The organism is Candidatus Kapaibacterium sp., from assembly GCA_025059875.1.
Taxonomy (GTDB): Bacteria; Bacteroidota; Ignavibacteria; order Kapaibacteriales; family HRBIN21; genus HRBIN21.
In genome coordinates, this window is the sequence record JANXCT010000009.1 from 14,106 (window position 1) to 39,213 (window position 25,108).

At 59.6% G+C, this 25,108-nt stretch carries 18 protein-coding genes and 1 pseudogene; 9 read left to right on the forward strand and 10 right to left on the reverse strand.

Annotated elements, in window-relative coordinates; all coding sequences use genetic code 11:
* The 3 genes from lepB (NZ960_07995) to hemW are packed head-to-tail and all read left to right on the forward strand — an operon-like array spanning position 1 to position 2,974.
* Entirely contained in the window at positions 1–930 is a 930-nt protein-coding gene (gene lepB, locus NZ960_07995) for a signal peptidase I (GenBank protein ID MCS7177531.1), read from the forward strand.
* On the forward strand, positions 930–1,766 hold the full coding sequence (gene lepB, locus NZ960_08000; GenBank protein ID MCS7177532.1) for a signal peptidase I: 837 nt from the start codon (positions 930–932) through the stop codon (positions 1,764–1,766). Before lepB (NZ960_07995) ends, lepB (NZ960_08000) begins: the two co-directional genes overlap by 1 nt.
* Positions 1,736–2,974: a radical SAM family heme chaperone HemW gene (gene hemW, locus NZ960_08005; GenBank protein ID MCS7177533.1), complete on the forward strand. Its 1,239-nt coding sequence runs from the start codon at positions 1,736–1,738 to the stop codon at positions 2,972–2,974. The genes lepB (NZ960_08000) and hemW overlap by 31 nt, the downstream gene beginning before the upstream one ends.
* Here the strand turns inward: hemW and NZ960_08010 are convergent.
* Positions 2,955–5,018, reverse strand: coding sequence for a thioredoxin domain-containing protein (locus NZ960_08010; GenBank protein ID MCS7177534.1), 2,064 nt, complete (start codon positions 5,016–5,018; stop codon positions 2,955–2,957). The two genes, hemW and NZ960_08010, sit on opposite strands and share 20 nt — an antisense overlap.
* Positions 5,011–5,544 (reverse strand): DinB family protein, encoded by a 534-nt coding sequence (locus tag NZ960_08015; GenBank protein ID MCS7177535.1) that lies wholly within the window; start codon positions 5,542–5,544, stop codon positions 5,011–5,013. The genes NZ960_08010 and NZ960_08015 overlap by 8 nt, the downstream gene beginning before the upstream one ends.
* Before the next feature lie 118 nt (positions 5,545–5,662).
* Between NZ960_08015 and NZ960_08020 the strand changes: the two genes are divergently transcribed.
* The 3 genes from NZ960_08020 (at position 5,663) to NZ960_08030 (ending at position 9,794) form a co-directional block, all read left to right on the forward strand.
* Complete coding sequence (locus NZ960_08020; protein MCS7177536.1) at positions 5,663–6,415, forward strand: alpha/beta hydrolase-fold protein; 753 nt, start codon at positions 5,663–5,665, stop codon at positions 6,413–6,415.
* 69 nt (positions 6,416–6,484) lie between these two features.
* Positions 6,485–9,010, forward strand: a complete 2,526-nt coding sequence (locus NZ960_08025; GenBank protein ID MCS7177537.1) for a YfhO family protein — start codon at positions 6,485–6,487, stop codon at positions 9,008–9,010.
* Positions 9,011–9,194: 184 nt separating this feature from the next.
* The gene (locus tag NZ960_08030; GenBank protein MCS7177538.1) at positions 9,195–9,794 is read left to right on the forward strand and encodes a hypothetical protein; all 600 of its coding nucleotides are present in this window, start codon (positions 9,195–9,197) and stop codon (positions 9,792–9,794) included.
* Between the two features lies 1 nt (position 9,795).
* Here the strand turns inward: NZ960_08030 and NZ960_08035 are convergent, their stop codons facing one another.
* The 8 genes and pseudogenes from NZ960_08035 to NZ960_08070 form a co-directional block, all read right to left on the reverse strand.
* The gene (locus NZ960_08035) at positions 9,796–11,367 is read right to left on the reverse strand and encodes a hypothetical protein (GenBank protein MCS7177539.1); all 1,572 of its coding nucleotides are present in this window, start codon (positions 11,365–11,367) and stop codon (positions 9,796–9,798) included.
* On the reverse strand, positions 11,367–12,380 hold the full coding sequence (gene obgE, locus NZ960_08040) for a GTPase ObgE (protein MCS7177540.1): 1,014 nt from the start codon (positions 12,378–12,380) through the stop codon (positions 11,367–11,369). Before obgE ends, NZ960_08035 begins: the two co-directional genes overlap by 1 nt.
* The gene (locus tag NZ960_08045) at positions 12,367–14,022 is read right to left on the reverse strand and encodes a hypothetical protein (protein ID MCS7177541.1); all 1,656 of its coding nucleotides are present in this window, start codon (positions 14,020–14,022) and stop codon (positions 12,367–12,369) included. Before NZ960_08045 ends, obgE begins: the two co-directional genes overlap by 14 nt.
* 3 nt (positions 14,023–14,025) lie before the next feature.
* A complete protein-coding gene (locus tag NZ960_08050; protein ID MCS7177542.1) occupies positions 14,026–14,715 on the reverse strand; it encodes a rhomboid family intramembrane serine protease in 690 nt (229 codons plus the stop codon).
* A 3-nt stretch (positions 14,716–14,718) separates the two neighbouring features.
* Positions 14,719–15,780, reverse strand: coding sequence for a class 1 fructose-bisphosphatase (gene fbp / locus NZ960_08055; GenBank protein MCS7177543.1), 1,062 nt, complete (start codon positions 15,778–15,780; stop codon positions 14,719–14,721).
* 42 nt (positions 15,781–15,822) lie between these two features.
* On the reverse strand, positions 15,823–16,284 hold the full coding sequence (locus NZ960_08060) for a universal stress protein (GenBank protein MCS7177544.1): 462 nt from the start codon (positions 16,282–16,284) through the stop codon (positions 15,823–15,825).
* Positions 16,285–16,360: 76 nt separating this feature from the next.
* A complete protein-coding gene (locus tag NZ960_08065; GenBank protein ID MCS7177545.1) occupies positions 16,361–17,812 on the reverse strand; it encodes an OmpA family protein in 1,452 nt (483 codons plus the stop codon).
* A 7-nt stretch (positions 17,813–17,819) separates the two neighbouring features.
* Positions 17,820–19,127 (reverse strand): annotated as a pseudogene (locus NZ960_08070) (AAA family ATPase).
* A gap of 129 nt (positions 19,128–19,256) precedes the next feature.
* Here NZ960_08070 and NZ960_08075 point away from each other — a divergent pair.
* From NZ960_08075 to NZ960_08085, 3 genes are all read left to right on the forward strand, one after another.
* A complete protein-coding gene (locus tag NZ960_08075) occupies positions 19,257–19,811 on the forward strand; it encodes a LemA family protein (GenBank protein MCS7177546.1) in 555 nt (184 codons plus the stop codon).
* A 47-nt stretch (positions 19,812–19,858) separates the two neighbouring features.
* Positions 19,859–20,785 carry a M48 family metallopeptidase gene (locus tag NZ960_08080; GenBank protein ID MCS7177547.1) on the forward strand — a complete coding sequence of 309 codons (927 nt, stop codon included), beginning with the start codon at positions 19,859–19,861 and terminating at the stop codon, positions 20,783–20,785.
* Between the two features lie 124 nt (positions 20,786–20,909).
* Positions 20,910–25,106, forward strand: coding sequence for a choice-of-anchor D domain-containing protein (locus NZ960_08085; protein MCS7177548.1), 4,197 nt, complete (start codon positions 20,910–20,912; stop codon positions 25,104–25,106).
* Positions 25,107–25,108: the final 2 nt, after the last annotated feature.

Here is a 25,108-nt window from a genome sequence, read left to right on the forward strand (position 1 = left end):
ATGGAAGTCCGCCAGATCCTACTCTTGGCATGGCAGCGGTACCGCGAAGCACGTCGGCGGCGTAAGGAGCAACGCCGGAAGCCGAAGTCGGCTCAGGAGGCGATATTCTCCTGGTTCCGAAGCCTGCTAGGGGCGTTGGTGATCGTGATGATCATCAACGGGCTGGCTGTCGCCTCCTTTGTCGTCCCTACAGGTTCTATGGAGAACACCGTGGAGGCCGGGGACTTCCTCTTCGTCAACCGGCTTGTCTTCGGTCCTTCTACGCCGCAGATGATCCCCTTCCTCAACATCGCGCTGCCGTACCTGCGCCTACCAGGGCTGCGGCAGCCGCAGCGAGGCGATATCATTGTGTTCATCTTCCCAGGGTACCGCGACGAGGTAGAACCCCGGGAGTTCCAGTACTACCTCAAGCGCTGCGTTGCTGTTGCCGGTGACACGGTGGAGATTCGGCAGAAGCGTCTCTTTGTCAACGGTGTGGAACAGCCTCTGCCGCCGACAGCTCTGGTGACGAATCTCCCGCCTCCGCCGGGCGATCAGTACCGGACCTTTCCCCGCGGTCGGGGCTACACGCGCGATGACTACGGCCCAATCCGTGTTCCTAGGCGTGGTGACACCATTTGGCTCAGTCTGCAGAACTTGCTGGAGTGGGACATCTTCATCCGCCGGGAGGGCCATAGTGTGGCGGTCCGGGATGGAAAGATCCTGATTGACGGCGTGCCTACCACGTTCTACGTCGTGGAGCGCGATTACTGCTTCGGGCTGGGGGACAACCGTGACAACAGTGAGGATAGTCGCTACTGGGGCTTTATCCCGATGGAGAACGTGGTCGGCAAGCCGATGATGGTCTACTGGTCATGGGATCCGGTGGCGCCGCTCTTGGAGAAGCTGGTGACCATTCGCTGGGGGCGCATAGGAACTCTCGTTCGCTGATGCGCCTACAGTTGGTGTTCCGCCTAGGTAGCTACGTGCGCGGTGTGTCGGCGCACGTTGCTCTGTTTCAACGACGGCAGGCTCCCTCTATCCGCACCCAGAGGCCCTGGCTTCGAGGCCGAGATGTCCTGGAGGCGGCAGGGTTTGCGTTAGTTGTGGGCCTACTCCTCAAAGCCGTGGTGGTAGATTTTTGCTACGTTCCCTCAGCTTCCATGGTGCCGACGCTGCTGCCCGGGGACTACGTTGTGGTGAGCCGAATCGCCTATGCAGTGGGGTTGCCGGAGCGATTGCCGCTACTGGCATTCCAGCTCCCTGCGGAACTGCGGTGGTGGTATCGCTCCCCACAGCGGTGGGACGTTGTCGTCGCTGAGTTCCCTGATAGCGCGGAGGCGGTCAGTTACTACGTCAAGCGTGTCGTCGGGCTTCCGGGGGATACGTTACGGTTTGCTGGCGATACTCTGGTCATCAATCGGGTGGCGTACTGGTTACCTGGAATGCGTGAACGGCCTCGGAGGATCGTCGTCCCACGCCGTGGGATGGTCATCCCACTCTCAGCCGCCTCAGCCCTGGAGTGGTTGCCAATCCTACAGCGCGATGGAGCCGGTGTGGTCGTGGTGGGAGATAGCATCTACGTCGATGGCCGTCCGGCAGAGCACTACGTTGTGCGGCATGACCATGTCTTCCTCATGGGCGACAACTACCGAGCTAGCATGGACTCCCGCCACTGGGGCCCGGTTCCCCGGAGGGCCATCGTCGGTAAGGCGGTGATGGTCTACTACTCCCGGGCCGAGGATGGGCGCATTCGATGGAATCGGATTGGGACGCTCCTGCACTGATGCGTGGGCTCTACCTCCATATCCCCTTCTGCGAGCACAAATGCTGCTACTGTGACTTCTACTCGGTCGAGCGCCCGGAGCTGATAGGGCCGTTCGTTGATGTGCTCTGCCGCGAGATAGAGCTCTTGCCGGAACAGATTCCCGAAGCTGTGGCCGAACCTGTGGCTACCGTCTACTTCGGTGGCGGCACGCCGTCACTGCTGTCACCGCAGCAGTTGGAGCGGATCGTGGAACGCCTGCACCGCATCTTCCGCTGGGAGCCAGAGGTGGAGTGGACGATGGAATGCAATCCTGGGACCGTGACAGAGGAACGGCTCCGGGCATATCGGCAGTTGGGAGTGACACGACTCAGCTTCGGGGTCCAGTCGTTCCATCCCGAGGAGTTGCGTTTCCTGGAGCGCATCCATACGGTGCGAGAGGCACAGCTGGCTGTAGAGTGGGCGCGGCGGGCTGGTTTCGAGAACATCAACATTGACCTCATGTTCGCGGTGCCCGGGCAGACAGTGGAGTCATGGCTGACCACGCTCCAACGAACGATCGCACTGGCTCCGCAGCACATCTCTGCCTACAGCCTCATCTGGGAGCCTGGAACACCACTCTACGCCCGCTGGAAGCGCGGGGAGGTTGCGCCCGTCTCGGAGGAGCTGGATGTGGCACAGTACGAGTTGGCAGTTCATCTCCTGCAAGATGCTGGGTACCTGCACTATGAGGTCTCCAACTTCGCTCGGCCCGGATACGAATGCCGGCACAACCTGCTCTACTGGCATGCTGAAGAGTACGTTGCGCTGGGTCCCTCAGCGCATGGGTACTTGAGGGGACGCCGCTATTGGAACGTCCGAAGCTTGCGTCAATACCAGGAGCTCATCCGCCAAGGCCAACTCCCAATTGCCGGCTCTGAGCATCTCAGCGCGGTGGAGCGATTGGAAGAGCTTGTCTTCTTGGGGCTGCGCTCCGACGGTCTGCGCTTTGACCGCATTCGGCAGGAGTTTGGGATAGACCTTGCAATGGAGGCCGCTCCAATCCTGGCGCAATGGGAGGAGTTAGGGGTCGTGCGGCTACGAACCCCGCATCGGCTGTGGCTGAACTGGCGAGGGTATCTCATGTGCGATGAGTTGGCGAGCCAACTGATGCTCTGTGCTGAACGGGCTCTCAGCAGAACGGATAGGCAGTCCGGCCCTTGCCAGGAGCTTACTCTGCTTGCCGGATAGGTAAAAGCTCGCGGAGCGCCTCTGCTGTCGTAATGGGCCGTTGGCAAGCGCCATCAACACAGACATGTGCGGCAGGCTCCGGTAGGAGCGGGTATTGGGCATATGCCGGGGCTAAGCGGCGGAAACTCTCAACGGCGTCTTTCCCGGCGGCACCGAGGAAGACACTCCGCGGAAGGAAGTGGCGATGGGCTTCCCGGATGAGTTTCGAGAGGCCGTCGCTGGGGGTTTCTGCTAAGAAGCAGATCTCCGACGTTGGTCCGTAGGCCATGTCCAGAGCGATGAGAAGGCCGGGGAAGGCCATCGGAGCCTCTTGCACGGTTGCCGGTGCTGCTGCGAGCGCCTCTTCTGCCCAAGTCCGCCACTGGGTGTCGCCGGTGATATGCGCCAAGCGGAGGAAGTTCCAACAAGCCACCGCTGCCCCAGAAGGAGTGGCTCCATCGGCGTCCTCACGGTACCGTAGTGGCAGTTCGTTCGTGGAGGGGCTGGTGAGGTAGAAGGCGCCGGTAGTGGAATCCCAGAAGCGTTCGCGGAGTTGCTGGCCAATCTGGAGGGCCGCTTCCAGCACGGCAACGTCGAGCTGTGTGCCGTAGAGTTCTACAAGTCCCCACAGCAGAAACGCGTAGTCGTCCAGCAGCCCAGGCACGCTCCAAGAACCGTCGGCGTAGCAGTGGAAGAGCACCCCATGCTCCTTCCAGCACCGTAGGAACCAGCCTGCTGTCCGGGAGGCCGTGGCTTGGTAGCGTTCATCGCCGAGGCTTCGAGCAGCGGTGCAGAGGGCTGCCAGCATGAGCCCGTTCCAGTCGGTGAGGATCTTCTCATCCCGCTGGGGTGGCACACGGCGTTGGCGGTAGGCGAAGAGCTTCTGCCGAATGGTCTCCCAAAGATGCTGGAGTGCTTCGGTAGCAAGGCCAAAGTGCTCGCCGAGGGCTTCCCACGGTGCAGTCTGGAAGAGGTGATTCCGTCCTAGTTCGGGCAGGTTCCCGTACGGCTCCACTCCAAAGGCGAAGCGCAAGAACTCGTACTCTTGATCCGCGAGGAGGTGCCGCAGCTCTGCATCGCTCCAGAGGTAGAAGGCACCCTCCTCGCCGGCGCTGTCAGCGTCTTCGGAGGTGTAGAAGGCGCCTTCTGGGGCTAGAAGCTCTCGCTCGCAGTAGGCTATGACTTCGCGCACTGTCTGCGCCCAGAGCGGGGAAGGGCGGATTTGGTGTGCTTCAGCATATGCCAGCGAGAGTAGCGCTTGGTCGTAGAGCATCTTCTCGAAGTGCGGGATGCGCCACCGCTCGTCGGTGGCATATCGGTGGAACCCGAAGCCGACGTGGTCGTAGAGTCCACCGAAGCGCATCTGCTGCAGGGAGTACTCCACCATCTGGAGGGCCTTTGGCTCTCCCGTGCGGTACCACCAGCGCAGCAGGAAGAGGAGCTGCGGTACCATCGGGAACTTGGGGGCTCCGCCGAAGCCGCCGTATCGGGGATCATATTGCCGCTCTAACTGCTCGTAAGCGCGCTGCAGCAGCTCGCTGGTAGGATGGCTGCCGAGGGGCTGACGGTGGGTGCGGAGGAACTCCAGCACACGCTGGGCGTACGACAATAGGTCCTGCCGTCGGGTCCGCCACAGCTCAGCAATCTGGCGTAGTACTGTCAGCAGTCCAGGGCGCCCGTAGCGGTCCGTCTTCGGGAAGTACGTACCGGCGAAGAAAGGTAGCTTGGAAGGGGTCATGACGATCGTCAGTGGCCAGCCTCCATGGCCGGTTATGGCTTGGCAGGCTTGCATGTAGAAAGCGTCGATATCGGGGCGCTCCTCGCGGTCGACTTTGATGCACACGAAATGCTCATTGAGCACCTGGGCAACCTCGGGGTCGGCGAAGGACTCCCGTTCCATCACGTGGCACCAGTGGCACGCGGAGTAGCCGATGGAGAGGAAGATTGGCTTATCCTCCTGCAGGGCTCGTTGGAAGGCTTCTTCACACCAGGAATACCAGTCTACGGGGTTCTCGGCATGCTGCCGGAGGTAGAGGCTCTTCTCATGGGCCAGGCGATTAGCCATTCGAGTTCCCACGGTGCTGGGCTTGCCAGAGGCGCAGCAGGAGGATGAGCTGGCCAGCGTGGTAAGCAGCGTGTTCGGCAATGTGGTGGAGGATGGCAGAGCGACGCACTGGGATGCGGCGTCGGCCGACGAAGCATTCCTGCGAGAGTGCCGGGGCTGTCAGCGCTGCTACACGGCTGCGGAGCTCAGAGAAGGTTGCCGACAGCTCAGCCAGCAGTTCCTCTTTGCTTGTTGGCTCCGGAATCCAATCGCGCTGGGCCTCTGCGGAGAGGGCTTCGTAATCGGGTGCCGGCGAGAGAGCATATGCCGCCAGCCGCTTGCTCGAGCGGATGACATGCTGGAGGCGGGTTCCGATAGAGGGGATGTTCGGGGCGGGTCCCCACCAGAGGGCTTCCGCTGGGGTGGCTTCTACATGGCTCCGCAGCCAGTAGTAGGCTTGCTCCAAGCTCGCGAGGAGGTCTAGTACATGGAGCTCATCGGGGGCACGGGATTCCGCTGTTTGCAGCGAGCGAAGCCAGGGTTCCATCGCTCCCCGTCCGTCGTTCCCGAGCGGAGACGCTCAGGCGGGGAGAATCATGTGCGCCCCGAGGGAGGAATTGCAGAGCTTTGGTAGTTTGCGCTCGTCGTCTTTCACTGGTTCAGCCATGCGGAAGCGGGTTGAAGAATGGTGGAGTCCGCAGCTTAGGCGGCGGATGCCAGTTGCTGTCTACGGCCATTTCGGAGTGCCCATACTCCTTTTCCCGACGGCAATGGCGGATTTCCTGGAGTACGAGCGCTTCAGAGTCATCGAGGTGCTGCGGCCGTGGATTGAACAGGGGGTGTGCAAGCTCTACACCATCAACAGCATCAATGCCGACAGCTGGCTTCACCCTACGCTCCCTCCGCGGGAGCGCATCCTCCGCCATATGGCGTACAATCGCTACGTGGTGCAGGAGGTCGTGCCGTTCATCGTAGCGGACTGCCGAGGGCCGCAGCCAATTATAACAGCGGGGGCATCGCTGGGGGCCTTCCATGCAGCGAACCTCTTCTTCCAGCGGCCTGACATCTTTGCTGGAACAATCGCGCTGAGCGGCGTCTACGATCTGCAGGTCTACAGCAACGGCTACTTCGACGACGACTGCTACTTCAATTCGCCGATCCACTTCCTGCCGAACCTCAACGACAACCACTGGCTCCCGTTGCTGCGACAGCGGCGGCACATCTACCTTGCTTGCGGTCGGGGGACATACGAGCGGCCGGAGGCAACACTTCAGCTCTCAGCGATTCTATCGGCCAAGGGGATCCGGCACACCGTGGAGGTGTGGGGGCCGGAGTGGCCTCATGACTGGCAGACATGGCGTGCAATGATGCCACGCTACGTGGAGCGATTGCGGCTGGACCCACCGTATCCGGCGTAATGAAGAGAAGGGTTCGCTCTGGAAGCTGCTAATTTCGTTCGGCCACGTGGGACAGCACGAGAGGGAGCAGTGGCAACGACACAACGTTTACAGCGGAAGCAACCTGCAGAACGGGCATGGCTGAGTCGGCTATTGCCGGAGCGGTACCACGATGTGGCGCTCTGCCTGCTGATTTGGCTGGCAATCTGGGTCTTCCTCGCCCCCGTCATCTTCGGAGGCGGCATCTTCCCTGCGTCGGATAACATTGCCTCGTGGAGCTTCCGACCGTATCTGGAGGCTGCCCGCCGAGAGGGGAGCTTCCCACAGTGGATTCCGTACATCTTCAGCGGCATGCCATCGTTTGCCTCGCTACTGATTACGGGGACCCGTTGGTGGGATGTACTGATGCAGCTCACTGTTGGACTGACGCAGTTGGTGGGTGAGCTCCTCAAGAGCGATGCGGCGCGGGTTTCCTGCTTCTACATTGGCTACGGCATTGGGATGTACTGGTTGCTGCGAGTTCGCGGGCATGAGCGGTTGGTGAGCCTCTGGGGCGCTCTGGCAGCGGTGTTCTCTACGTTCGTCATCGCCTGGATCATGATTGGGCACAACACCAAGCCTTGGGCGCTGATGACGCTGCCATACGGCTTGCTGCTACTGGAGCAGCTCCAGCGTCGGTTCACGCTCTTGCGGTTGGCGCTGTTGGTGGTGGTGCTCCACGTCATGTTGCTGTCATCGCACCTGCAGATGATCTTCTACCTCGGCCTCCTCTACGCCTTCTATGTGCTAGCGGGGGTCGCGGTACGAGCTGTACGTCGGGAGAGCGTGCTGGGAAGCATACGCGCTGCTGTGGCTCTCGCGATTGCTGGCGTGGTTGCCTTCGGGCTGTCAGCGGATCGGTACTTGAGCACTCTGGAGTACACGCCGTACTCTACCCGTGGGAGCCTGCCGATCCATCTGGATTCCGCCCAGCGGGCAAAGGCTGCTGAGGGCGGACTGGACTACGAGTACGCGACAAACTGGTCATTCAGCCCTCAGGAGATGATCACCTTCCTCGTCCCGAACTTCTTCGGGTTCGGAAAGCTGGAGTACGAGGGGCCGCTCAGCAACAACCGTCCAGTGATGCTCCACACGTACTGGGGGCAGATGCCCTTCACAGATGCCGCGAACTACATGGGGATTGCCGTACTGGTGCTGGCGTTCCTTGGGGCATGGCGCTTGCGGCGGGATCCTTTCGGGATTGCCCTGATGGCGAGCGCGCTCGTGGGGTTGTTCCTGTCCTTTGGGAAGAACTTCCCGGTGCTGTTCGACCTGTTCTTCTACCACGTGCCACTCTTCAACAAGTTCCGCGCTCCCAGCATGGCCTTGGTGCTCGTGCAGGTGGCAGTACCAATTCTGGGAGCAGTTGGGCTCTCCACGGTGCTCCAGTGGCGCCAGCGGCCGGAGCCGGCGATGCGAACCTTCTTCCGGTGGGCATTTGCAGGGCTAGCTGCATGGCTGCTCATCGGTGTCGTAGTATGGGCCTTCTTCGAGCAGAGCTACGTGGAGGCTGTGGCGCAGAGCACTACAGGCAAGCAGTATCCACCGGCCATCCACACGTTCATCTGGCAGGAGATGATCGGCGACTGGTTCATGACCGCGCTGCTTGGGCTGGCAACCCTGGGTGTCCTCTGGTGGTACGTGCGTGGGCGTCTCTCGACGGATACTGCTGGGGTGTTGCTCGTTGGGCTGTTGTTGTGGGATCTCTGGCGGGTGGCCCTCCGGCCGATGGAAGTAGAGTATCGCAAGCCTGAGGAGACGGTCTTCCGCCGTACAGACGTCATTGAATTCCTCCAGCAGCAGCGGGGACTCTTCCGGATAGCCGATCTCACTAGCTCGGTGCCGAACGCCAGTGCCTATTGGTTTTTGGAGAACATCCACGGCTACCATGCGGCGAAGTTGCGGGTCTACCAGGACCTGCTGGATGTTGCTGGTGAAGGCAACGGGAACGTGGTGCTCAACCCCTTCTTGTGGAACCTTCTCAACGTGCGCTTCGTGCTGTCCCCGCAGCCGTTGCAGGTTGAGACCCTCCGCTTAGCATTCCGCTCGCAGCAGACAGGGACGTACGTATACGAAAACACAGCCTTCCTCCCGCGGGCGTTCTTCGTAGATACCGTCGTCGTGCTGCCACCGCTACAGATCTTGGAACGACTTCGGCGTGGAGATTTCGATCCGCGTCGCTTGGTCTTCGTAGAACAGCCGCTGCCGCAGCCTATAGAACCGGCTGGCGAGGGGGCTACAGCAGAGGTGCTGGTCCACAAGAACGAGTACATCAAGCTACGGGTAACGGCTACGGGGCACAACTTCCTCTTCTTGAGCGAAATCGTTTACCCCCCGGCGTGGCACGCGACGGTTGATGGCCGGCCTGCGCCAATCGTCAAGACAAACTATGCCTTCCGTGGCATCATTGTACCGCCAGGGACACACACTGTAGAGCTCCGTTACCACTCCGCAGCGTTTGAGCGTGGGCGGTGGGTGAGCTTGGGGCTTAATGGCATGGTGCTCTTGGCTCTCGTCCTGGGTGCGTGGGGAGAGTATCGGAGAAGGCGGACTGCGGTGCAGGATCAGAAGGGGTAGCCGGCGTAATGTGATAGGCGTTGGAGCGCCGTGCTGTAGAAGTCCGTGGTCCCTCGCTGAATGGTCGAGTTCTCTCAATGATAGCCTCGTCGCAGCAAGGCAGCGCTTCAGTGAGTGCTACGTGCTCTGGAGAGGTGCTACGCGTCTGTAGGGTTGCGAGGTCCTCTCGTCGTGATGGTATGGGATGAGTGTGGAGGAACTGATTCAGTGGTGTCGGGAGGAGGCCCGTCGACGCAGATGGGTTGAGTTTCCTGAGGACATCCTCCGGAGCCTAACGGTTGAGCAAGCACGGCAGGTTGCAAACGCGTTGCAGAGCACAACTCTCATGCGCCTCCCGCCATGGGAGATTCGTTTCTTTGAGTGGCTCCGGGAGGCTGATCCCAGAGTCTGGCACGATCTCTGGGGTAGTCCAGAGGAGGAGCCTTACGTTGTGGGCCTCTCCTTCTTACCCTTCTTGATCCAGCACCCGCGGCGCGGCTTTCCAATCTGCGACTTGAGGACGTTGGACAACTACTACTTCACTGCTGCTCATATTACCCCGGTGGAAGGTCTGTCAGTCCTCCAGGCAGCGCAGCAGTTGCTTCTGGCAGGCCGACCGCTGACGTTGGCTCAGGAATTCTTGCTGGAAGTGAGTGTTGCTCCGATCGACATTTGGCATTTCGCCTACTATCGCCGCGTCTCGCCGGCAGAGGTCAAGGAAGCGGTGATGGAGTTGGTCGAGGCAAAGGTGCTCATCCATCTGCGCTCGGCTGAGGAGGTGGCGGAGTACGTCAAGTTGGAGTAGCTTAGGGTTCTTTTGTCAGGGGAGCCCCCAGTGGATATGGAGGGCGATAGCGATGGAATTGCCACGAGGTCGTGGGGAGCTCTGTCCTTAGGAATGCGAAGAACCGTCGAAGGGTTGGGGAGTAGGCGAGCTCTGCAGCAAGAACCCACCGCAAGGTCCATCTACCTCCTATGTGGAGCCCGAGAGTGGTGCTGATCGCATTCCGCCATTGGAGCCGGGTTATCTTGGTCCCCTGGTTCCACAGAGCGCCGAGGTAGTGAGTAAGGGCAGCGTGCCAGCCGAGTTCTGGTAGGATTGGTCTGCCACGCCAGCGGAGCTCGGTCCGAAGAGTGGTTCTGTTGTCGGTTCCGATGCTAGGGAAGGGTGCTGGGAAGCTAGTGAGAGCATCTAAGCGTTCGGCTCGGTAGCCGAGCCAATTCCAGACATTCTGGTGGCGTCCCTCCCACTGGAGTAGGAAGGGGGGAAACAGGTATCCCCAGCCCATAAGGCTGAGTTCAAGAGTGGTGGCCCGGGGTAGGCGATTTGCGAACCCGTTCCCCGCTGCTATGCGACCAGCTATGAGGGCATAGGGTGAGAGAGCAGCTGAGTGCTCCAGCTCTCCTGCAATGTAGCTGAGTCGTTCTCCGGCAGGCCCCGTAGGTAGGCCAATGCCCAGGGTGACAGCACCCCATGCACCAGTCTGGGCAACACAGCTATCCCCTATAGTGTACGGCGAGGGCAGCCACTCGTACCGGTGGGCTAAAGAGCTGATGCCAATGAGGATGAAGGCCGTATTGTCGAAGGCTCTGCGGAAAGCGGAATCAACGGAAGCACGCTGCCAGTGCCCAGCAAGGGTGATGAAGACATAGTCCCGCTGCCATGCTCCCCAGCTAAGCCAGCCGGAGAGCCGAGTCTCGTGTCGCCGATAAGGGAGGGGGCTTGGCTGGCGGAGGTCCCAGAATGTACCGCTGGTGTGCTCTCCGCGGAACCCGCCGTTCCACCGCCGGAACGGGAAGCGGGTGGGGATAGACTCTGCCTGGAGCCAGTAGCTGCCACGGTAGCGGTGGAAGGAGGCAAAACCGCTGAACTGGCGGACACCATCATGCAGCGTCAGTCCTAGTAGTCCAGCCCATCCGATGCCGAACTCCGGCCGATAACGGAGTAGCAGATGGATGTCTCCTTGGCCCCCGAAGGGGAAAGGTAGGCGAATCGCGATGCCCTTGTGTTGTACAGAGCTGCCCAGCATCACCTCTGGGGCGATGAGGGCTCGGCAGCGTGGTGTCACGATCCATCGCAGTTCCACGCTAGAAGGGCTCAAGGTATCCAGCAGGGAGCTGACTTCAGCTAGCTCTGCAGTGGAGCGGAGGCGTAAGAGGTCGTCCCGTAGGCTGGCGGAGTCTATAGCGTCGCCCTCTGTGAGCTGCAGGAGGGATCCCAAGTACTCCGGGGTTGGTGTATGGCTTTGGGTGAGCCGGCAGAGTGGTGCCCACCAAGGGACATGGGGGGGCCGGTATTCGACTGTCAGCAGGCCAATCGAAGGCTGGGCAAGGGTACAGAAGGTGCTAAGCCACCACCAGCAGAGTCTATGCCCCATCAGGTAGCGGTTGCTGCTACAGGCGGATATGCCCGCTGGAGGGTGTCCCACAAACGGTAGAGGAGCTGTTGGATACCTTCGCCTGTGACGGCGCTGAGGAAGAGCGGTGGCTCCCCGTCAAAGCATAAGTGCTGAAGGCGATGGCGCTGCTCGGCGGAGAGGAGGTCGGCTTTGCTAAGACAGACAATCCGAGCCTTGTGCAGGAGTTCAGGGCTGTAGTGCTGTAGTTCGCTGAGGAGTGTGGCATAGTCCTGCTGCGGAGTCTCCGAGGTAGATTCGATAAGGAAAACCAGCACTCGAGTGCGCTCGATGTGGCGCAGAAACTGGAGTCCCAGGCCCCGGCCTTGATGAGCGCCTTTTATGAGCCCTGGGATGTCGGCAACGACGAAGCTCTGCCCAGGCCCAAGCCGTACCATGCCGAGTACAGGGGAGAGCGTCGTAAAGGGGTAATCGGCAACCTTAGGCCGGGCCGCCGAGATAGTTGCCAGCAACGTGGACTTACCTACATTGGGGAAGCCTACCAGGCCGACGTCAGCCAGCAGCTTCAATTCTAGCCTCAGTGTCCGCTCTTCCCCAGGCTGTCCTGGCTCGGCAATTCGGGGGGAGCGGTTTGTAGGAGAAGCGAACGCTGCGTTCCCACGTCCGCCACGTCCGCCACGGGCAACGACGAGCCGCTGTCCTGGCTCAGACAGGTCTCCTAGCAACTCTCCAGTGATGGCATCGTAGACGAGTGTCCCGCAGGGGACACGGAGCACGAGATCTGTCCCGCTCCGTCCCGTGCGATTGCTTCCTTCGCCGTGGTGTCCATTCTCGGCAGCATACGAGTGGTGGTAGCGGTAGTCTAGCAGCGTGCTCAGATGAGGGTCGGCAACGAGGACGATGTCCCCACCTTTGCCGCCGTCGCCGCCATCAGGTCCGCCTTTCGGCACATACTTCTCCCGCCGGAAGCTAACGGCCCCGCGGCCACCATCACCGGCCTTCACGTGGATGGTTGCCGTATCAACGAACTGCATTGCCGCTGGTTTGGGTCTGGTAAAAGCGTAGGATCTCCTGGCGGAACTGTTCGGCTAAGCGGGAGGTAGGGGAGATGCGGTGTATAGCGAAGAACTGGTCGATAGCTGCTGCTGCGGCTTTCCAGTGTGGGCATCGGAGTAGAGCTTGGGTGAACGACTCCCATGCTGACTCCTGGGGGAGCAGTGGCTGATACCGTCGGCGCCATTCGGGGGAGCGGATATACTGCACCAGAGGCGCTGGAGCGGTCTGTAGCGGAGGTTCATGGTCGCTGTTGGACGGCTGCTCAGAGGGAGCCTCCTGAGGTGGAGGCAAAGGTGTTGGAGGGACCTCCTCAAGCTCTGGAAAGTCAGCAAAGGATCGGCTCCAGGTTGCTTGAAGGATATCGTCGGCGACGGAGCCGTCACTCCATATGACGTCCCCAGTGGGGGTCGGCTCGAGGAACCATTCGGCAGGCACCACAGAGTGGCCTATGCCATCTGGGATTGCTGGAGATTCTGCTGTCTCTTGTGGGGATACAAGTGCTTGGCTTGGCTCTGCAGGAATGGGTAGAGGGGGTTCTGGGGAGACCTCCGCGCGCTGTGGTTCGATTGGTTCTGGGCAGAGGATGGGGTCGGGGTGGGTAGTGTCGTCGGGAGGAATGGCACGAAGGGCTGCCGTAACATTCGCTTCTGCGTTGGTACTCCGCTCAATGTTAGTGCTTGAGGGTGTTGGAAAGTCTTCCGATGAGCGGGTCGGGAGACCTTCTGAGCTCGGTACCTCTGCCGTTTCTAGCACTGGAATGTCCGAGCTTAGTGGCTGTTCGTGGGGCTGTGTGGGGAATTCCAACGGTAGTGTGTAGCGGTCTGGAGAGGGAGCCTCTAGCTCCTCGAGGAGTCGGAAGACCAACTCCAGGAATTGCTCGTAGGAAATCCACAGGAGGCGCTGTCGACGTAGTAGCCCTTCCAGCTCTTGGGCTAAGTAGCGGATGCCTTTGTCGTCTAGGAAAATGACCAGAGCAGCTGTTGGTAGGTGGTTCGGAGGGGCTATCGGGTGTGTCCGCTGGAAGAAGTTTGCCAGCGGCTGTAGGAGGGCCAGGAACTGTGTGGGGGTATACTCTAACACGGCGTCGTCGGCCTGCTGGACCATCCGTTCGAACTCTACGATGGAGAGCAGTCCAGGGCTGGTTGAGTCCAGCTCGAGAGGGTGGAGCTGATTCCGGAGGCCGGCTAGGAGGTAGGGGTAGTCGGCAAAGTACTGGAGGCGATACAGGATTTCTTCTCGGGACTTGACAGGTTCGCCACGGAAGATGAACCACTTCAGCGTCGTACGTGGTCGGCAGAGGAAGTTGAGACGGACCTTGACAGCGCTCTCCACAATTGCCTCTAACTCCTGTCGAGGAAACCGAGCATGCTGCAGCAGGAGGCTGTCGAGGCGATGGAGCAAATGCTGTAGCTCAGGAGCAGTGTAGTCGAAGTACGGGTGGCGAAGACGGAGGAGCTGCTCTTGGTAGAGGTGCCAGCGTAGCTCAGCCAGGAGATACTGTCGGTACGGTGCTTCAGCTTCGGGGAGCTGCTGGAGCGCCTGTACAGAAATGTACGGCTCTGGCGAACTCAAGAGGCGGAGGAGTCGTTGTCCTTCTGTGTGGAGCTCCTGCTCGAACATCGGTTAGAAGGGAAGGCTCTGCCGGTATTGACTTCGTGGGATACGGCGTCGGAAGAGTGGGCCGAGCATCATGCCAGCAAGGAAGCCACCAGCATGGGCCCACCAGGCAACGCCACCCATGTTCTCTGCACTTAGCAGTATCCCGTTGTAGACTTGGAGGAGTGCCCACACTCCCAGGAAGACATACGCCGGTATTGCTAGCGAGAGCCACGTGATGAAGAGCGGCACGATCGTGATGATCCGTGAGTGTGGGAAGAAGAGCATGTAGGCACCCATGACCCCAGAGATTGCTCCGCTAGCACCGACGGTGGGAATAGCGGAGTTCGGGTTCGTGAAGGCATGCGCTACGGCTGCTCCTATTCCGCAAAGGAGATAGAAGAGCAGGAAGCGTCCGTGGCCAAGAGCATCCTCGACGTTATCCCCAAAGAGCCATAGATACCACATGTTGCCGACGATGTGCATGAACCCGCCGTGGAGGAACATCGAAGTCAGCACAGGCTGCCAGCGCTCCCAGGAAAGGAGTGGCGTCTGGAAGAAGGCCACTGGGTAGAAGGCAAACTGCTGTAAGAAATGCTCCATCGCTGCCTCTGGCAGGGCGAGCTGGTAGAGGAAGACCAGCGCGTTGATGACGATCAGCCCTATCGTGACGACTGGCCTGGAAGAGGAGGGTATGGTGTCGTGGATTGGAAACATAGCCTAGAGGATGTCCAAGCCTAAATTCACATGCCGCTGCGATGGATGGATGCCTCGGAGGAAGGCTTCGGCTTCGGCAACGTCTTCTGGGCTCCCCATGAAGACGGGAACTCGCTGGTGGAGGCTCTCTGGCTGGATGTCCAAGATGCGGCGGAAGCCGTCAGAGGCGCGTCCCCCTGCTTGCTCTACGAGAAAGGCCAAGGGATTAGCCTCATAGACCAGCCGTAGCTTGCCGGAGGGGTTGCTGCTATCGGCAGGGTACATGAAGATGCCGCCGTAGTGAAGGACACGGTGTACATCAGCTACGGCTGTACCAACGTACCGTAGGGCATAGGGACGGCTCTTATCTGCCGATGAGGTCTTCAGATACTCAACGTACTGGCGCAACTCTGGTGCCCATCGGTGAGCGTTTCCCTCGTTGACGCTGTACTGCTTGCCACGAGGTGGAATACGGAGCTTCTCTATTGTCAGGAAGAACTCGCCAAGAGTCGGATCGTAGGTGAAGACATCCACTCCGTTGCCGGTGCTGTAAACCAGTGTTACGCTACTGCCGTAGCAAACATAGCCTGCTGCTACCTGCTCGGAGCCTGGGCGTAGGACATCTTCCAGAGTCGCATCGGTGGTGAGCTCCGGATTGCGCCGGCGGAAGATGGAAAAGATGGTGCCAATTGTTACGTTGACATCAATGTTGCTCGAACCGTCTAAAGGGTCGAAGAGCAGGATGTATTTTCCGCGGGGACGGCTCTCCGGTAGGGGAATGAGTCCGTCACTCTCTTCAGAGGCTAGAGCACAGAGATGTCCGCCGTGCTCCATAGCACGGATGATGACTTCGTTAGCGTAGGCGTCCAGCTTCCGGACGGCTTCCCCGTAGACGTTCGTAGTCCCGGTAAGGCCCAAAACGTCGTTGAGTCCAGCCCGGCTCACCTCGCGGGCAATCAATCGAAAAGCTAACATAAGGTCTCGCAGAAGGCGCGAGAGCTCTCCAGTGGCATAGGGGTGAAGATGTTCTTGTTCTGCAATGTGGCGCTCAATGGTAATGAGCCGCTGCGCCGTTACGATCGCCATGGTGCCGGCCACCGTAGTTTGACAACCCCTCCATGGAGAGCCCTACCGTACCTCTTTCGGCTGGGCGAGCCGGACGACGAGCACAGGGCATGGAGCTTTGCGTAGGACGCGCTCCGTCGTGCTCCCGAAGAGGAAATGTTCCAGCCCTCCGCGCCCGTGCGTACCAATGCTGATGAGACCAACGTTGTGTTGCTGGGCATAACGGACGATTTGCTCGGAGGCTCGTCCGTAGAGGACTTCTGCGCATGCGGTTAGCCCCTCAGCGCGGAGCGAGCCCATAAGTTTGTCCAACTCCTGTTGAGCCATTCGGGCAAGCTCTTGCTCTAGTTCCGCCAATCCTACCTGGGAGTAGCTCCACTCGGTGGGGTAGATGATTGGCTCAACGACGTAGACGATGTGGAGGGTAGCGCCTAAGCAGCGTGCCAGTAGCTTTGCGTGTTCCAATGCCTCGTTTGCATACTCGGAGAAGTCCGTCGGTACAAGGATGTCAGTGATTGGATGCATAGGAGCCTCGTTCGTGAAGCAACAAAGCTCAAGCTGGGAACAAACTTAGGATTTCTGCGGCAATGTTGCGTAGCATTCACCAAAGGCGCACTGCGACCCGGTAGCGCTGCTGAATAGCCAGCCGAGCTTGGTTGGCAGCCTCCAACGTGGGGAAACCCCACAGCTTGACCTGGTACATCGGCTTACCCCGGTAGCGGACAAGCTCGAGGTAGGCTCGGTACCCTCGGTCTTCCCAGAGTTCCACTAACTGGAGAGCTTTGGCTTCGGAGGGAACGGTCGCAACGATGAGCTCATACGGTAGATAGTCTGGCCGGAGCCAGCGCAGCTCTACCCGACGGTTGACGAGTTGTTGCTGTGGGGTGCGTTCAAAGTAGCTCAAGGGCTGCTGGGCTCCTACGGTGCGGAGGCGCAATTGTTGCGGAGCAACTCCGAGCTGCAGGAGGCGGCGCCGGAGAGCCTGTGCACGGCGGAGCCCCAACGCAGAACCATAAGTTGCTTCCTCTGCTTCACTGGTGTGGCCGAGCAGCTCTATGACCTCCCCAGGACGTGATCGAAGCCAACGAGCAAGATCCATCAATAGCGGTAAGAATTCGCTGCCGACGCTGGTATCGGCCTCCGCAAAGTAGCATATCGTGCGTCGAGGCTCCAGTACTTCCGGCGGTAGCTCCACGTATTGGTAATCCGTGGCTGCTGCGAGTGGTTCTGAGCGGAAGCGCAGCCGCAGTGGCGAGCATTTGTGGGGTGGGGATGGAAACCGGATAATGTAGTGGCGCTGCAACCCCCGAATGAGCTGCCCAAGGAGTTGTGGGAGGTGGTTGTCTACTGTGGGAACCCAGTAGTATGCTCCGCCGCATTCAGTGGCAAGCCCCTGCCAGAAGGCACGGTTACTGAGGAGGCCGACATGGAGAATGACCAATGGGATGCGGAGCTGGCGCGCTGTTTGGGTGACATCGTGAGCACGGACAAGGAACGATGCCTCGTCAGGAGCCTCGGTGAGAAGTAAAATAGCGCGTCGTCGTGGCGAAGGAGTGAGGCGGCAATACTCCAAGGCGGCTTGGACAATGTGGAGTGGGGCGGCTAATCCCCGCGGGGGAACGACAGAGAAGGTATCGGGCCGAATGGAGTGGGCGGTGTTCCCTGAGATAGCTGTGATGAATTCAGCCTGGTAGTGGTACTGGATGAGCACCAGCCGATCTTCCTCCCGCAGGCAGCTGAGGGCTACAGCCACAGCATGGCGCAAGAGCATAGAGGGGAGGGTCGTTCGGGCTGAGCGGTCCAGGCAGAAAAGGAATTCCCAGCTCTGTGGGGAGGCTATTTGTGTGCTCGTCGGAATAAGAGAGAGGGTTTCCGTAGGACAGAGGAGCTCCGCCTGCCAATGAGGCATGGATAGCGGTTGGGCAGCGAAGCTCCAGAGGGAAGGGAGCGTTACTGCAATCCGCCATGCTGTCGTGTCCCGCTCCCAGTAGAGGGGAAGGCATTCATTGTCTCGTGCAGCGGCCGGACCTACGGAAAGACCCCAGCCAGCCACCAAGAGGCTACTCCACAGGTGTGCTTGCCTTCGCCAACACCACCTGGCCTTCGGCATTACAGTCAATGAGCACGGTATCACCCGAGGAAAACTCGCCGGCAAGGATCTTCATTGCCAGCGGGTTTGCTATGTACCGCTCAATGGCCCGCCGTAGCGGGCGAGCTCCGAATTGAGGATCGTAGCCGACGGTTGCTAACCACTCTAGAGCCTTGTCCGTCACCTGAAGGTCCAAGCCGCGCTGCTGGAGGCGATGTCGAAGGCGTTCGAGCTGAAGGCGGGCAATCTGCTTGACCTCGCTCTGCAGCAAGGGCTTAAAGATGATAATCTCGTCAATTCGGTTGAGGAACTCCGGACGGAACCGCTGCCGTAGGAGCTCCTGGATGGGCTTCTGGAGCTGTTCCATGAGCGCTATGCGGTTGCTGTCCGTCATCGTGGCCATGGATGCCTGGATGATCTCCGTGCCCAAGTTCGAGGTCATGATGATGAGCGTGTTGCGGAAATTGACTGTGCGCCCTTTTCCATCCGTCAGGCGACCGTCTTCCAGCACCTGCAGCAGTACGTTGAACACCTCTGGGTGGGCTTTCTCTATCTCGTCAAACAGGATGACCGAGTACGGCCGAGTACGGACGGCTTCGGTGAGCTGTCCGCCCTCTTCATAGCCTACGTAACCTGGGGGAGCCCCGATGAGGCGGGAGACAGAGTGCTTCTCCATGTACTCGCTCATGTCAATCCGGATGAGGGCATTCTCGTCGTCGAAGAGAAACTCGGCCAGAGCACGAGCCATCTCGGTCTTCCCGACGCCAGTAGTGCCTAAGAAGATGAAGGAGCCTAGGGGGCGATTTGGGTCTTGGAGTCCTGTCCGTGAGCGCCGGATGGCATTCGCGATGGCTTGGACTGCCTCCTCTTGGTCCACAATGCGCTGGTGGAGGCGCTCTTCGATGTGGAGGAGCTTTTCGCGTTCCCCTTCCAGTACGCGCTGAACGGGGATACCTGTCCATTTGGCGACGATTTCGGCAATGTCCTCAGCGTCTACCTCTTCCTTGAGCATGCGCCCCGAGGATTCTAGCTCACGGGTGTACCGCTGGAGTTGCCGCTCTAGCTCTGGAATGAGCCCATAGCGAATCTCTGCAACGCGAGCATACTCAGCTCGGCGCTCCAGCTCGTTGGCTTCCAAGCGGGCTTGGTCAATTTGCTCCTTTAGCGAGCGAATCCGCTGCAACAAAGACTTTTCCCGCTCCCAGCGCTGGCGAAGCTGCTCGTATTCAGCTTGCAGGCGGGCCAGCTCTGCTTCGATGTCGGCCAACCGCTTCTTCGTTGCGGCAATCGTGTCCATGGTGGGGGAGCTAGGCTGTAAGACCATGCAGAAAGACGACAAGGATGTATTGTTCGGTGTCTCTCATTCGTCCGTAGCCGCACCTGGGGAACGATTGGGGGGTGTAAAGCAATGCTGTGGATTCCGTTACTGGTCGTGGCTGCTTTAGTACTGTGGGCAATACTGGCCTACAACCGGCTGGTGGGGTTGCGCAATCAGGTTGCGAATGGGTGGCGGCAAATAGATGTGCAGTTGAAGCGCCGCTACGACCTCATCCCGAACTTAGTCAAAGCGGTCAAGGGATATATGAAGTACGAGCAGGAGACCCTGCAGCGGGTCATCGAAGCCCGGAATCAGGCTGTCAGTGCCCGTGGGGCCGCTGAGGTAGCACAACGTGAGGCAGAACTTAGTGGGCTGCTCGGTCGGCTCTTTGCCCTCATGGAGAGCTACCCAGAGTTGAAAGCGAACCAGAACGTGCTCCAGCTTCAGGAGGAGCTGACGAGTACAGAGAACAAGATTGCCTTTGCCCGCCAGTTCTACAATGACGTCGTGACGAAGTACAACACGGCGCGCGAGTCCTTCCCGAGTAACCTCATTGCTGCACTCTTCCGATTTCAGCCTGCCGAACTCTTTGCCGTCACGGATGAGCGGGAGCGCGAGGTCCCGTCGGTAGACCTTAAGCTGTAAGCTGCATCGTACATAGGTTGCCGTGCTGGTGTACGGACAGAGGAGCCATGAACATCTGGGAACAGCAAGCACGGAACCGGCGCAACACGGTCCTGCTGATTGTGCTCTTCATTGCCGTTGTCGCTGCCATAGGGTATGGAGCTGACTGGTACTTCGGCACGGGGGAGTTTCCGTTCTTGACTGTCTTTGCCCTGCTAATAGCCGTAGGACAGGCACTAGTAGGATACTTCGCTGGGGACAAGATTGCTCTTACCCTCAGCAAAGCTCGCCCCGTTACGGGACTCACCTTAAAGGAGCGGCAGCTTATCAACGTGACCGAAGAGATGGCAGTTGCTGCTGGTATTCCAATGCCAAAGCTCTACATCATCCCCGACTCCGACCTCAATGCCTTCGCCACCGGTCGCTCACCGCGCCATGCTAGTGTCGCAGTTACCCAGGGTTTGCTGGACTCCCTCTCCCGAGACGAGCTCCAAGCTGTGGTTGCCCACGAGATCGGCCACATCAGGAACTACGACATCCGGCTCATGACGCTCGTGGCTGTCCTCTTGGGAACGGTCCTCATCCTGGCGGATATGCTCCGATACGCGCTCTTCTGGGGAGGACAGCGTGACCGCCGGAGTGAGGGGAATGTGCTGTTGCTCGTCGCATGGCTTGTGGTAGCGATTTTGGCACCGCTGGCAGCATACCTAATTGCGATGGCAGTATCGCGCCAGCGTGAGTACTATGCCGACGCTACCAGCGCTGAGCTGACGCGGAATCCCGAGGCCCTCATCCGTGCTCTGCAGAAGATTGCTGCCGCAATCCAGCCAACCACTGCCATCCCCCAAAGCCTGGCACACATGTGTATCGAGGATCCCCGGGGGCGCCCGATCAACGAGCGGAGCGACTTTTGGAGTGAGCTCTTCGCCACCCACCCCCCGCTGCACAAGCGCATAGAAGCGCTGCGCCGTATGGCCTACCTGCAGGCGAGCTGAGCTGCTACCTTTCGGTCTGGTGTGCCTCCCTATTCCTGCAGAGGTTATGCAGTTTGGTAGAAATGCGTATTTTGGGACAGTGTTACTCGTAGGAGGGAGACGAATGGGGGCTGCATTCTGCTCCATGGTTGCCGCACTCGCGCTCTTGGCAGGATCGCACGGGTTTGCTAGCGAACGGGTAGAACTCTTGGGAGGGCGGGAATACTGGCTGTCTTTCCCGCACTCGTGGATCTACCCAACAGAGACAGCTCGGGGCATCTCCGCCCTACAGCTTTGGGTGGCCTCTCGAGAGGTCGCGACGGTGCAGGTCTACACTAACGGCGGGCAGGTGCTGTACCAGCAGTTCCAGACCCAGCCGAAGAAGACTACGGTGGTTGCCATCCCGATGGACCACATGAACGTCGATGCGGGGGTTGTAGCGGACAAGGGAATCCGGGTCGTTGCCAACAAGCCGATCGTGGTGACGGGCTATGTCAGCTTTACGATCTCAGGGGAGGCCTTCATGTGCATCCCTGTGGAAGCCCTTGGGAAGCGGTACTACACGCTGAACTTGTACCAGGACTGCGTCGGCAGTGAATATCGCCCGGCACAGATCCTCATTATCGCTACGCGGGACAACACGGTTGTCCGCTACTATCCCACGACAGAGACGAGCGATGGGACGAGAGCAGGGCAATCCAAGGAGATCCGGCTCAACCGCGGGCAGACGTACTTGATCAAGGCCAAGATTGATGCCCGCTACAACCAGGATTGGCGGACAGACTTGACAGGGACATACATTGAGGCGAGCGAGCCAATAGCGGTCATCTCAGGGCATACCAAAGGCTCGTACCCTCGTTACTCCTGTACGATGTTGGGGACACCGGCCCACTTCATGCGGAATTCGCTCATGGATATGATGTGGCCGGTAGAGCTATGGGGGACGATGTATGTCTCAGCGCCAATTATGTACAAGAACCGTCCTCGGAACGGGGTGGACATTGATGATGTCGGCGATCTCATCCGCTTCGTTGCGTCGGAGGATGGGACTATCATCGAGCAACTACGCCAGGATGGCTCGCAGGAATGGCAGCAGATTAGCCCGCCACTACGTCGGGGACAGGTATTCAACATCACTGCCCAGGAGCATGCAGCAGCATACCGCTCCAACAAGCCGGTCTTAGTGGGACAGTACGGCAAAGCGTGGCGCCTAGCGGCAGTGAGCCCTCTGCCGGCGAAAGACGAGGAAGAGATCCAGAATCCCCCGCGGAATGGAGAAGGGATGCTTATGTGCTTGACACCGCGAGAGCGGTGGGCGACCTACACGACCTTCTACTCCCCACCGGGCATGGACAACTTCTTCATGATCACGTTTGAGACCGATCGGATGAATGACATCTACTTCGATGGCGTCCGGCTGCGGAACAAGTTCAGTGGAGGAATCAAGCCTGTTCGGGGAACACCGTACAGTTACGTTGTGGCGATTGTACCGCCCGGCGATCACACGATAGAAGGTCGGAACGGGGCGCAGTTTGCGGCGTACGCCTATGGCAACCTGGACCTCAGCAAGACGGGCTTTGCGTACGGGTATCCGACGGGGATCAACTATGCCATTCGGTGTGAGGATACTGTGCTGATTGTGGACCGGGAGGAGTGCGGCAATGTCAGGGGCCAGGTAGAGGTACGGCCATTGACGGCTGAGACGGAGTGTGCCCGCATCTTTTCCGTAGCGCTGGATAGCGCGGTCAATTACGAGCTAGTGCTGCCAGAGTCATTCCGACCAAGCTATGACCGGCAGACAACGTTTGAACTGAGGGTCGTCAACCCGCAAGAGGATGCATATGCTCGGTTGGAGGTCATCGCGCGCTCGGGGAAGCGGGTAGTAAAGGAGTACGTCTACGTTGCCGAGGCTGTTGCTGCGGAGCCCACGGTTGTGGACTTTGGAATTCAGGCCTTCGAGCGGCCAGTAGAGCGGAGTGTCGTTGTGCGGAATCCGAAGCCGCGGCAAGTAGTCATCAAACGGCTGTACCTGCGAGCAAACCTTGAGGAGTTTGAGCTTGTGGAGCCTACGAACTTTCCGGTAGTGCTGCAGCCTGCCGGACAGCCCGGGGACCGGGTGACGGTGCGTATCCGTACTACGGCCCGAGTCCCGGAGGCTCGGGTGGATTCGCTCTATGCGGAGCTGAGCTGCTACCCGGTGCCCGTGGCCGAGCTCCGTGTTCGGGGGAGCGAGCCAATCATGTGGGTTGACGATGCTGACTTCGGTAATGTGCCTGTGGGGACAGAGCGAATGCGGAGGGTCCGGATAGAGAGCCGGGGCCAGCTCCCGCTGGAGATTACAGCTGTTGAGTGGGCCGATAGGACCCACTTCAGAACAGAAGGGCTGTTGGAAGCGCTACCCCTTCGACTGGCCCCAGGGCAGACCTACGAGTTCCGAGTCTACTACAAGCCGACTGTGGCCGGAGCTGAAGACCGGACGAGGGCTGTCTTCACGGTCAACGCTACAAAGATCAAGCTCCACTCTGACTGGAGGGGGACCGGGATTGTGGCTAACGTGGCAATCGAGGGTTACGACTGGGGTGGGCGTCGGGTTGCTGATGCCTACGCACGGCTAGATGATCCCAACTATGGCTACCGTGGCAGGGTTGTGGTGAGCGTCACAGGGAACACGACGCTGGATGACGTGGATGTCCTCGTAGAGCCTGACCCACAGTCTCCAGGGGATGTCGTGGCCTTCCATGTGGACAAAACAAATTTGCCGCGACAGCTCCAGCCAGGAGCCAAGGTAGAGCTGGTGGCTTACTTCAAGCCAACTCAGGAACGGCAGTATCGGGCGCGAGTCGTTGTTCGTGGCTATGACAATCGAGAGTTGCGAGAGGCAGAAGATGGACTCCTGGGTGTAGGGCTGCAGCCGCATGTAGATGCCGAAGGACGGGACTTTGGTACCTTGATGGTTGGGCAGTCCCGGCAAGGTGTAGCTCCTGTCTACAGTCGAGGAAGTATGGTGCTGACAGTCCGGGACCTCGAGATCGTTGGGCCCGATGCTGATGCGTTCCGCGTAGAGCCAGCCTTCCTACAGCAAGTGCGAGAACGAGGCCTGGAAATTCAGCCGGGCCAGAGTGTCCAGGTCCCGGTCGTCTTCACAGCTCTTCGGATTGGTGAACACCGAGCGAACTTGCGGGTGATTTCGGACGCCCCGGAGACGCCGGAGCCTGAGCTCATTGGGCGTGGTATCGCACAGGGATTGGCTGCGACGGACTATGACTTTGGCAGGCACTTCGTGACGACCCGTGTAGAACGGCAGGCAGCGGTATATGTGCGGAATACCGGATCGGCACGGGTCTACGTGGAGCGGATTGAAAAGGCAGAGGGAGATGTCGGCAACTTCGAGGTGCTGACGCCGCCGGGCTTCTGGATTGAGCCGCAGAGCGACTATCCTGTAGACGTTGCCTTCTCCCCAGATGCAGAGCGGCGCTACCAGATGCGGATCCGGTACGTGACGAACATAGGAGAGGCGTACTCCACAGTCTTGGGCGAGGGGCGGCGTGTCTACGGGTTGGTGCGAATTGGGGAGTACCGCGCTGTTCCAGGGACAGAGCTAGAGTTGACGGTCGAGCTGACGCGCCACCCGAACGCCACGCTGCGCTCGGAGGATCGGGACATCACCGATGGAAGGGTGCAGGAGTTTGAGGTTCGGGTCTGGTATGACGATAGAATGCTGGAGCCGGTGTTGGATGTGGCTGCTATTCGAATGACGGGAACTCTGACAGAGGGCTGGCAGGTAGAGTACGTGCGGCCTCTTCCGAAGCACGTTCCTCCTAGGGGGGCGGAGCCGATGGCGGCCTTCCAGGTGAAGTTTACAGCAAAGCCAGACGCGACACCGTTGCGGTTAGAGCGAGAGGTACAACCGCTATTCCACTTCCGCGCACGGGCCTTCCTGGCACCGCTGGATCAGAGCTGGCTACCAGTTGAAATGGTGCCGTTGAATCGCCCATATGTTGTCGTCGATCGAGAACCTGGATTGGTGCGGCTTACAGTGCCGTGTGTGCAGAATCTCCGGCTGGTGCGTCTGAATCCGGTGGGCTATAGCCTACAACAGGTGGTACCGCAACCAGCACGTGGACAAGTACAGATACAGTACAGCATCGGCTACAGCGGCTGGGTGCGGCTGGAGCTGTTCAATGCGATGGGGCAGCGAGTGGCTATGCTGGTAGACCAGCCACAGGAGGCTGGAGAATACGAGCTGACGTTGGATACGCAACTCTTCCCCGCTGGAGTATACTACTATCGTCTAAGCTCTGGGCCATACGCAGAAACACGTCAGCTGCATATCGTGAACTAGCA

Bases quoted from the DNA above. Each gene is read 5' to 3' on its own strand.
- lepB (MCS7177531.1), top strand. From the start codon at position 1: ATGGAAGTCCGCCAGATCCTACTCTTGGCATGGCAGCGGTACCGCGAA.
- lepB (MCS7177532.1), top strand. From the start codon at position 930: ATGCGCCTACAGTTGGTGTTCCGCCTAGGTAGCTACGTGCGCGGTGTG.
- hemW (MCS7177533.1), top strand. From the start codon at position 1,736: ATGGAATCGGATTGGGACGCTCCTGCACTGATGCGTGGGCTCTACCTC.
- NZ960_08010 (MCS7177534.1), bottom strand. From the start codon at position 5,018: ATGGCTAATCGCCTGGCCCATGAGAAGAGCCTCTACCTCCGGCAGCAT.
- NZ960_08015 (MCS7177535.1), bottom strand. From the start codon at position 5,544: ATGGAACCCTGGCTTCGCTCGCTGCAAACAGCGGAATCCCGTGCCCCC.
- NZ960_08020 (MCS7177536.1), top strand. From the start codon at position 5,663: ATGCGGAAGCGGGTTGAAGAATGGTGGAGTCCGCAGCTTAGGCGGCGG.
- NZ960_08030 (MCS7177538.1), top strand. From the start codon at position 9,195: ATGAGTGTGGAGGAACTGATTCAGTGGTGTCGGGAGGAGGCCCGTCGA.
- NZ960_08035 (MCS7177539.1), bottom strand. From the start codon at position 11,367: ATGGGGCATAGACTCTGCTGGTGGTGGCTTAGCACCTTCTGTACCCTT.
- obgE (MCS7177540.1), bottom strand. From the start codon at position 12,380: ATGCAGTTCGTTGATACGGCAACCATCCACGTGAAGGCCGGTGATGGT.
- NZ960_08045 (MCS7177541.1), bottom strand. From the start codon at position 14,022: ATGTTCGAGCAGGAGCTCCACACAGAAGGACAACGACTCCTCCGCCTC.
- NZ960_08050 (MCS7177542.1), bottom strand. From the start codon at position 14,715: ATGTTTCCAATCCACGACACCATACCCTCCTCTTCCAGGCCAGTCGTC.
- fbp (MCS7177543.1), bottom strand. From the start codon at position 15,780: ATGGCGATCGTAACGGCGCAGCGGCTCATTACCATTGAGCGCCACATT.
- NZ960_08060 (MCS7177544.1), bottom strand. From the start codon at position 16,284: ATGCATCCAATCACTGACATCCTTGTACCGACGGACTTCTCCGAGTAT.
- NZ960_08075 (MCS7177546.1), top strand. From the start codon at position 19,257: ATGCTGTGGATTCCGTTACTGGTCGTGGCTGCTTTAGTACTGTGGGCA.
- NZ960_08080 (MCS7177547.1), top strand. From the start codon at position 19,859: ATGAACATCTGGGAACAGCAAGCACGGAACCGGCGCAACACGGTCCTG.
- NZ960_08085 (MCS7177548.1), top strand. From the start codon at position 20,910: ATGGTTGCCGCACTCGCGCTCTTGGCAGGATCGCACGGGTTTGCTAGC.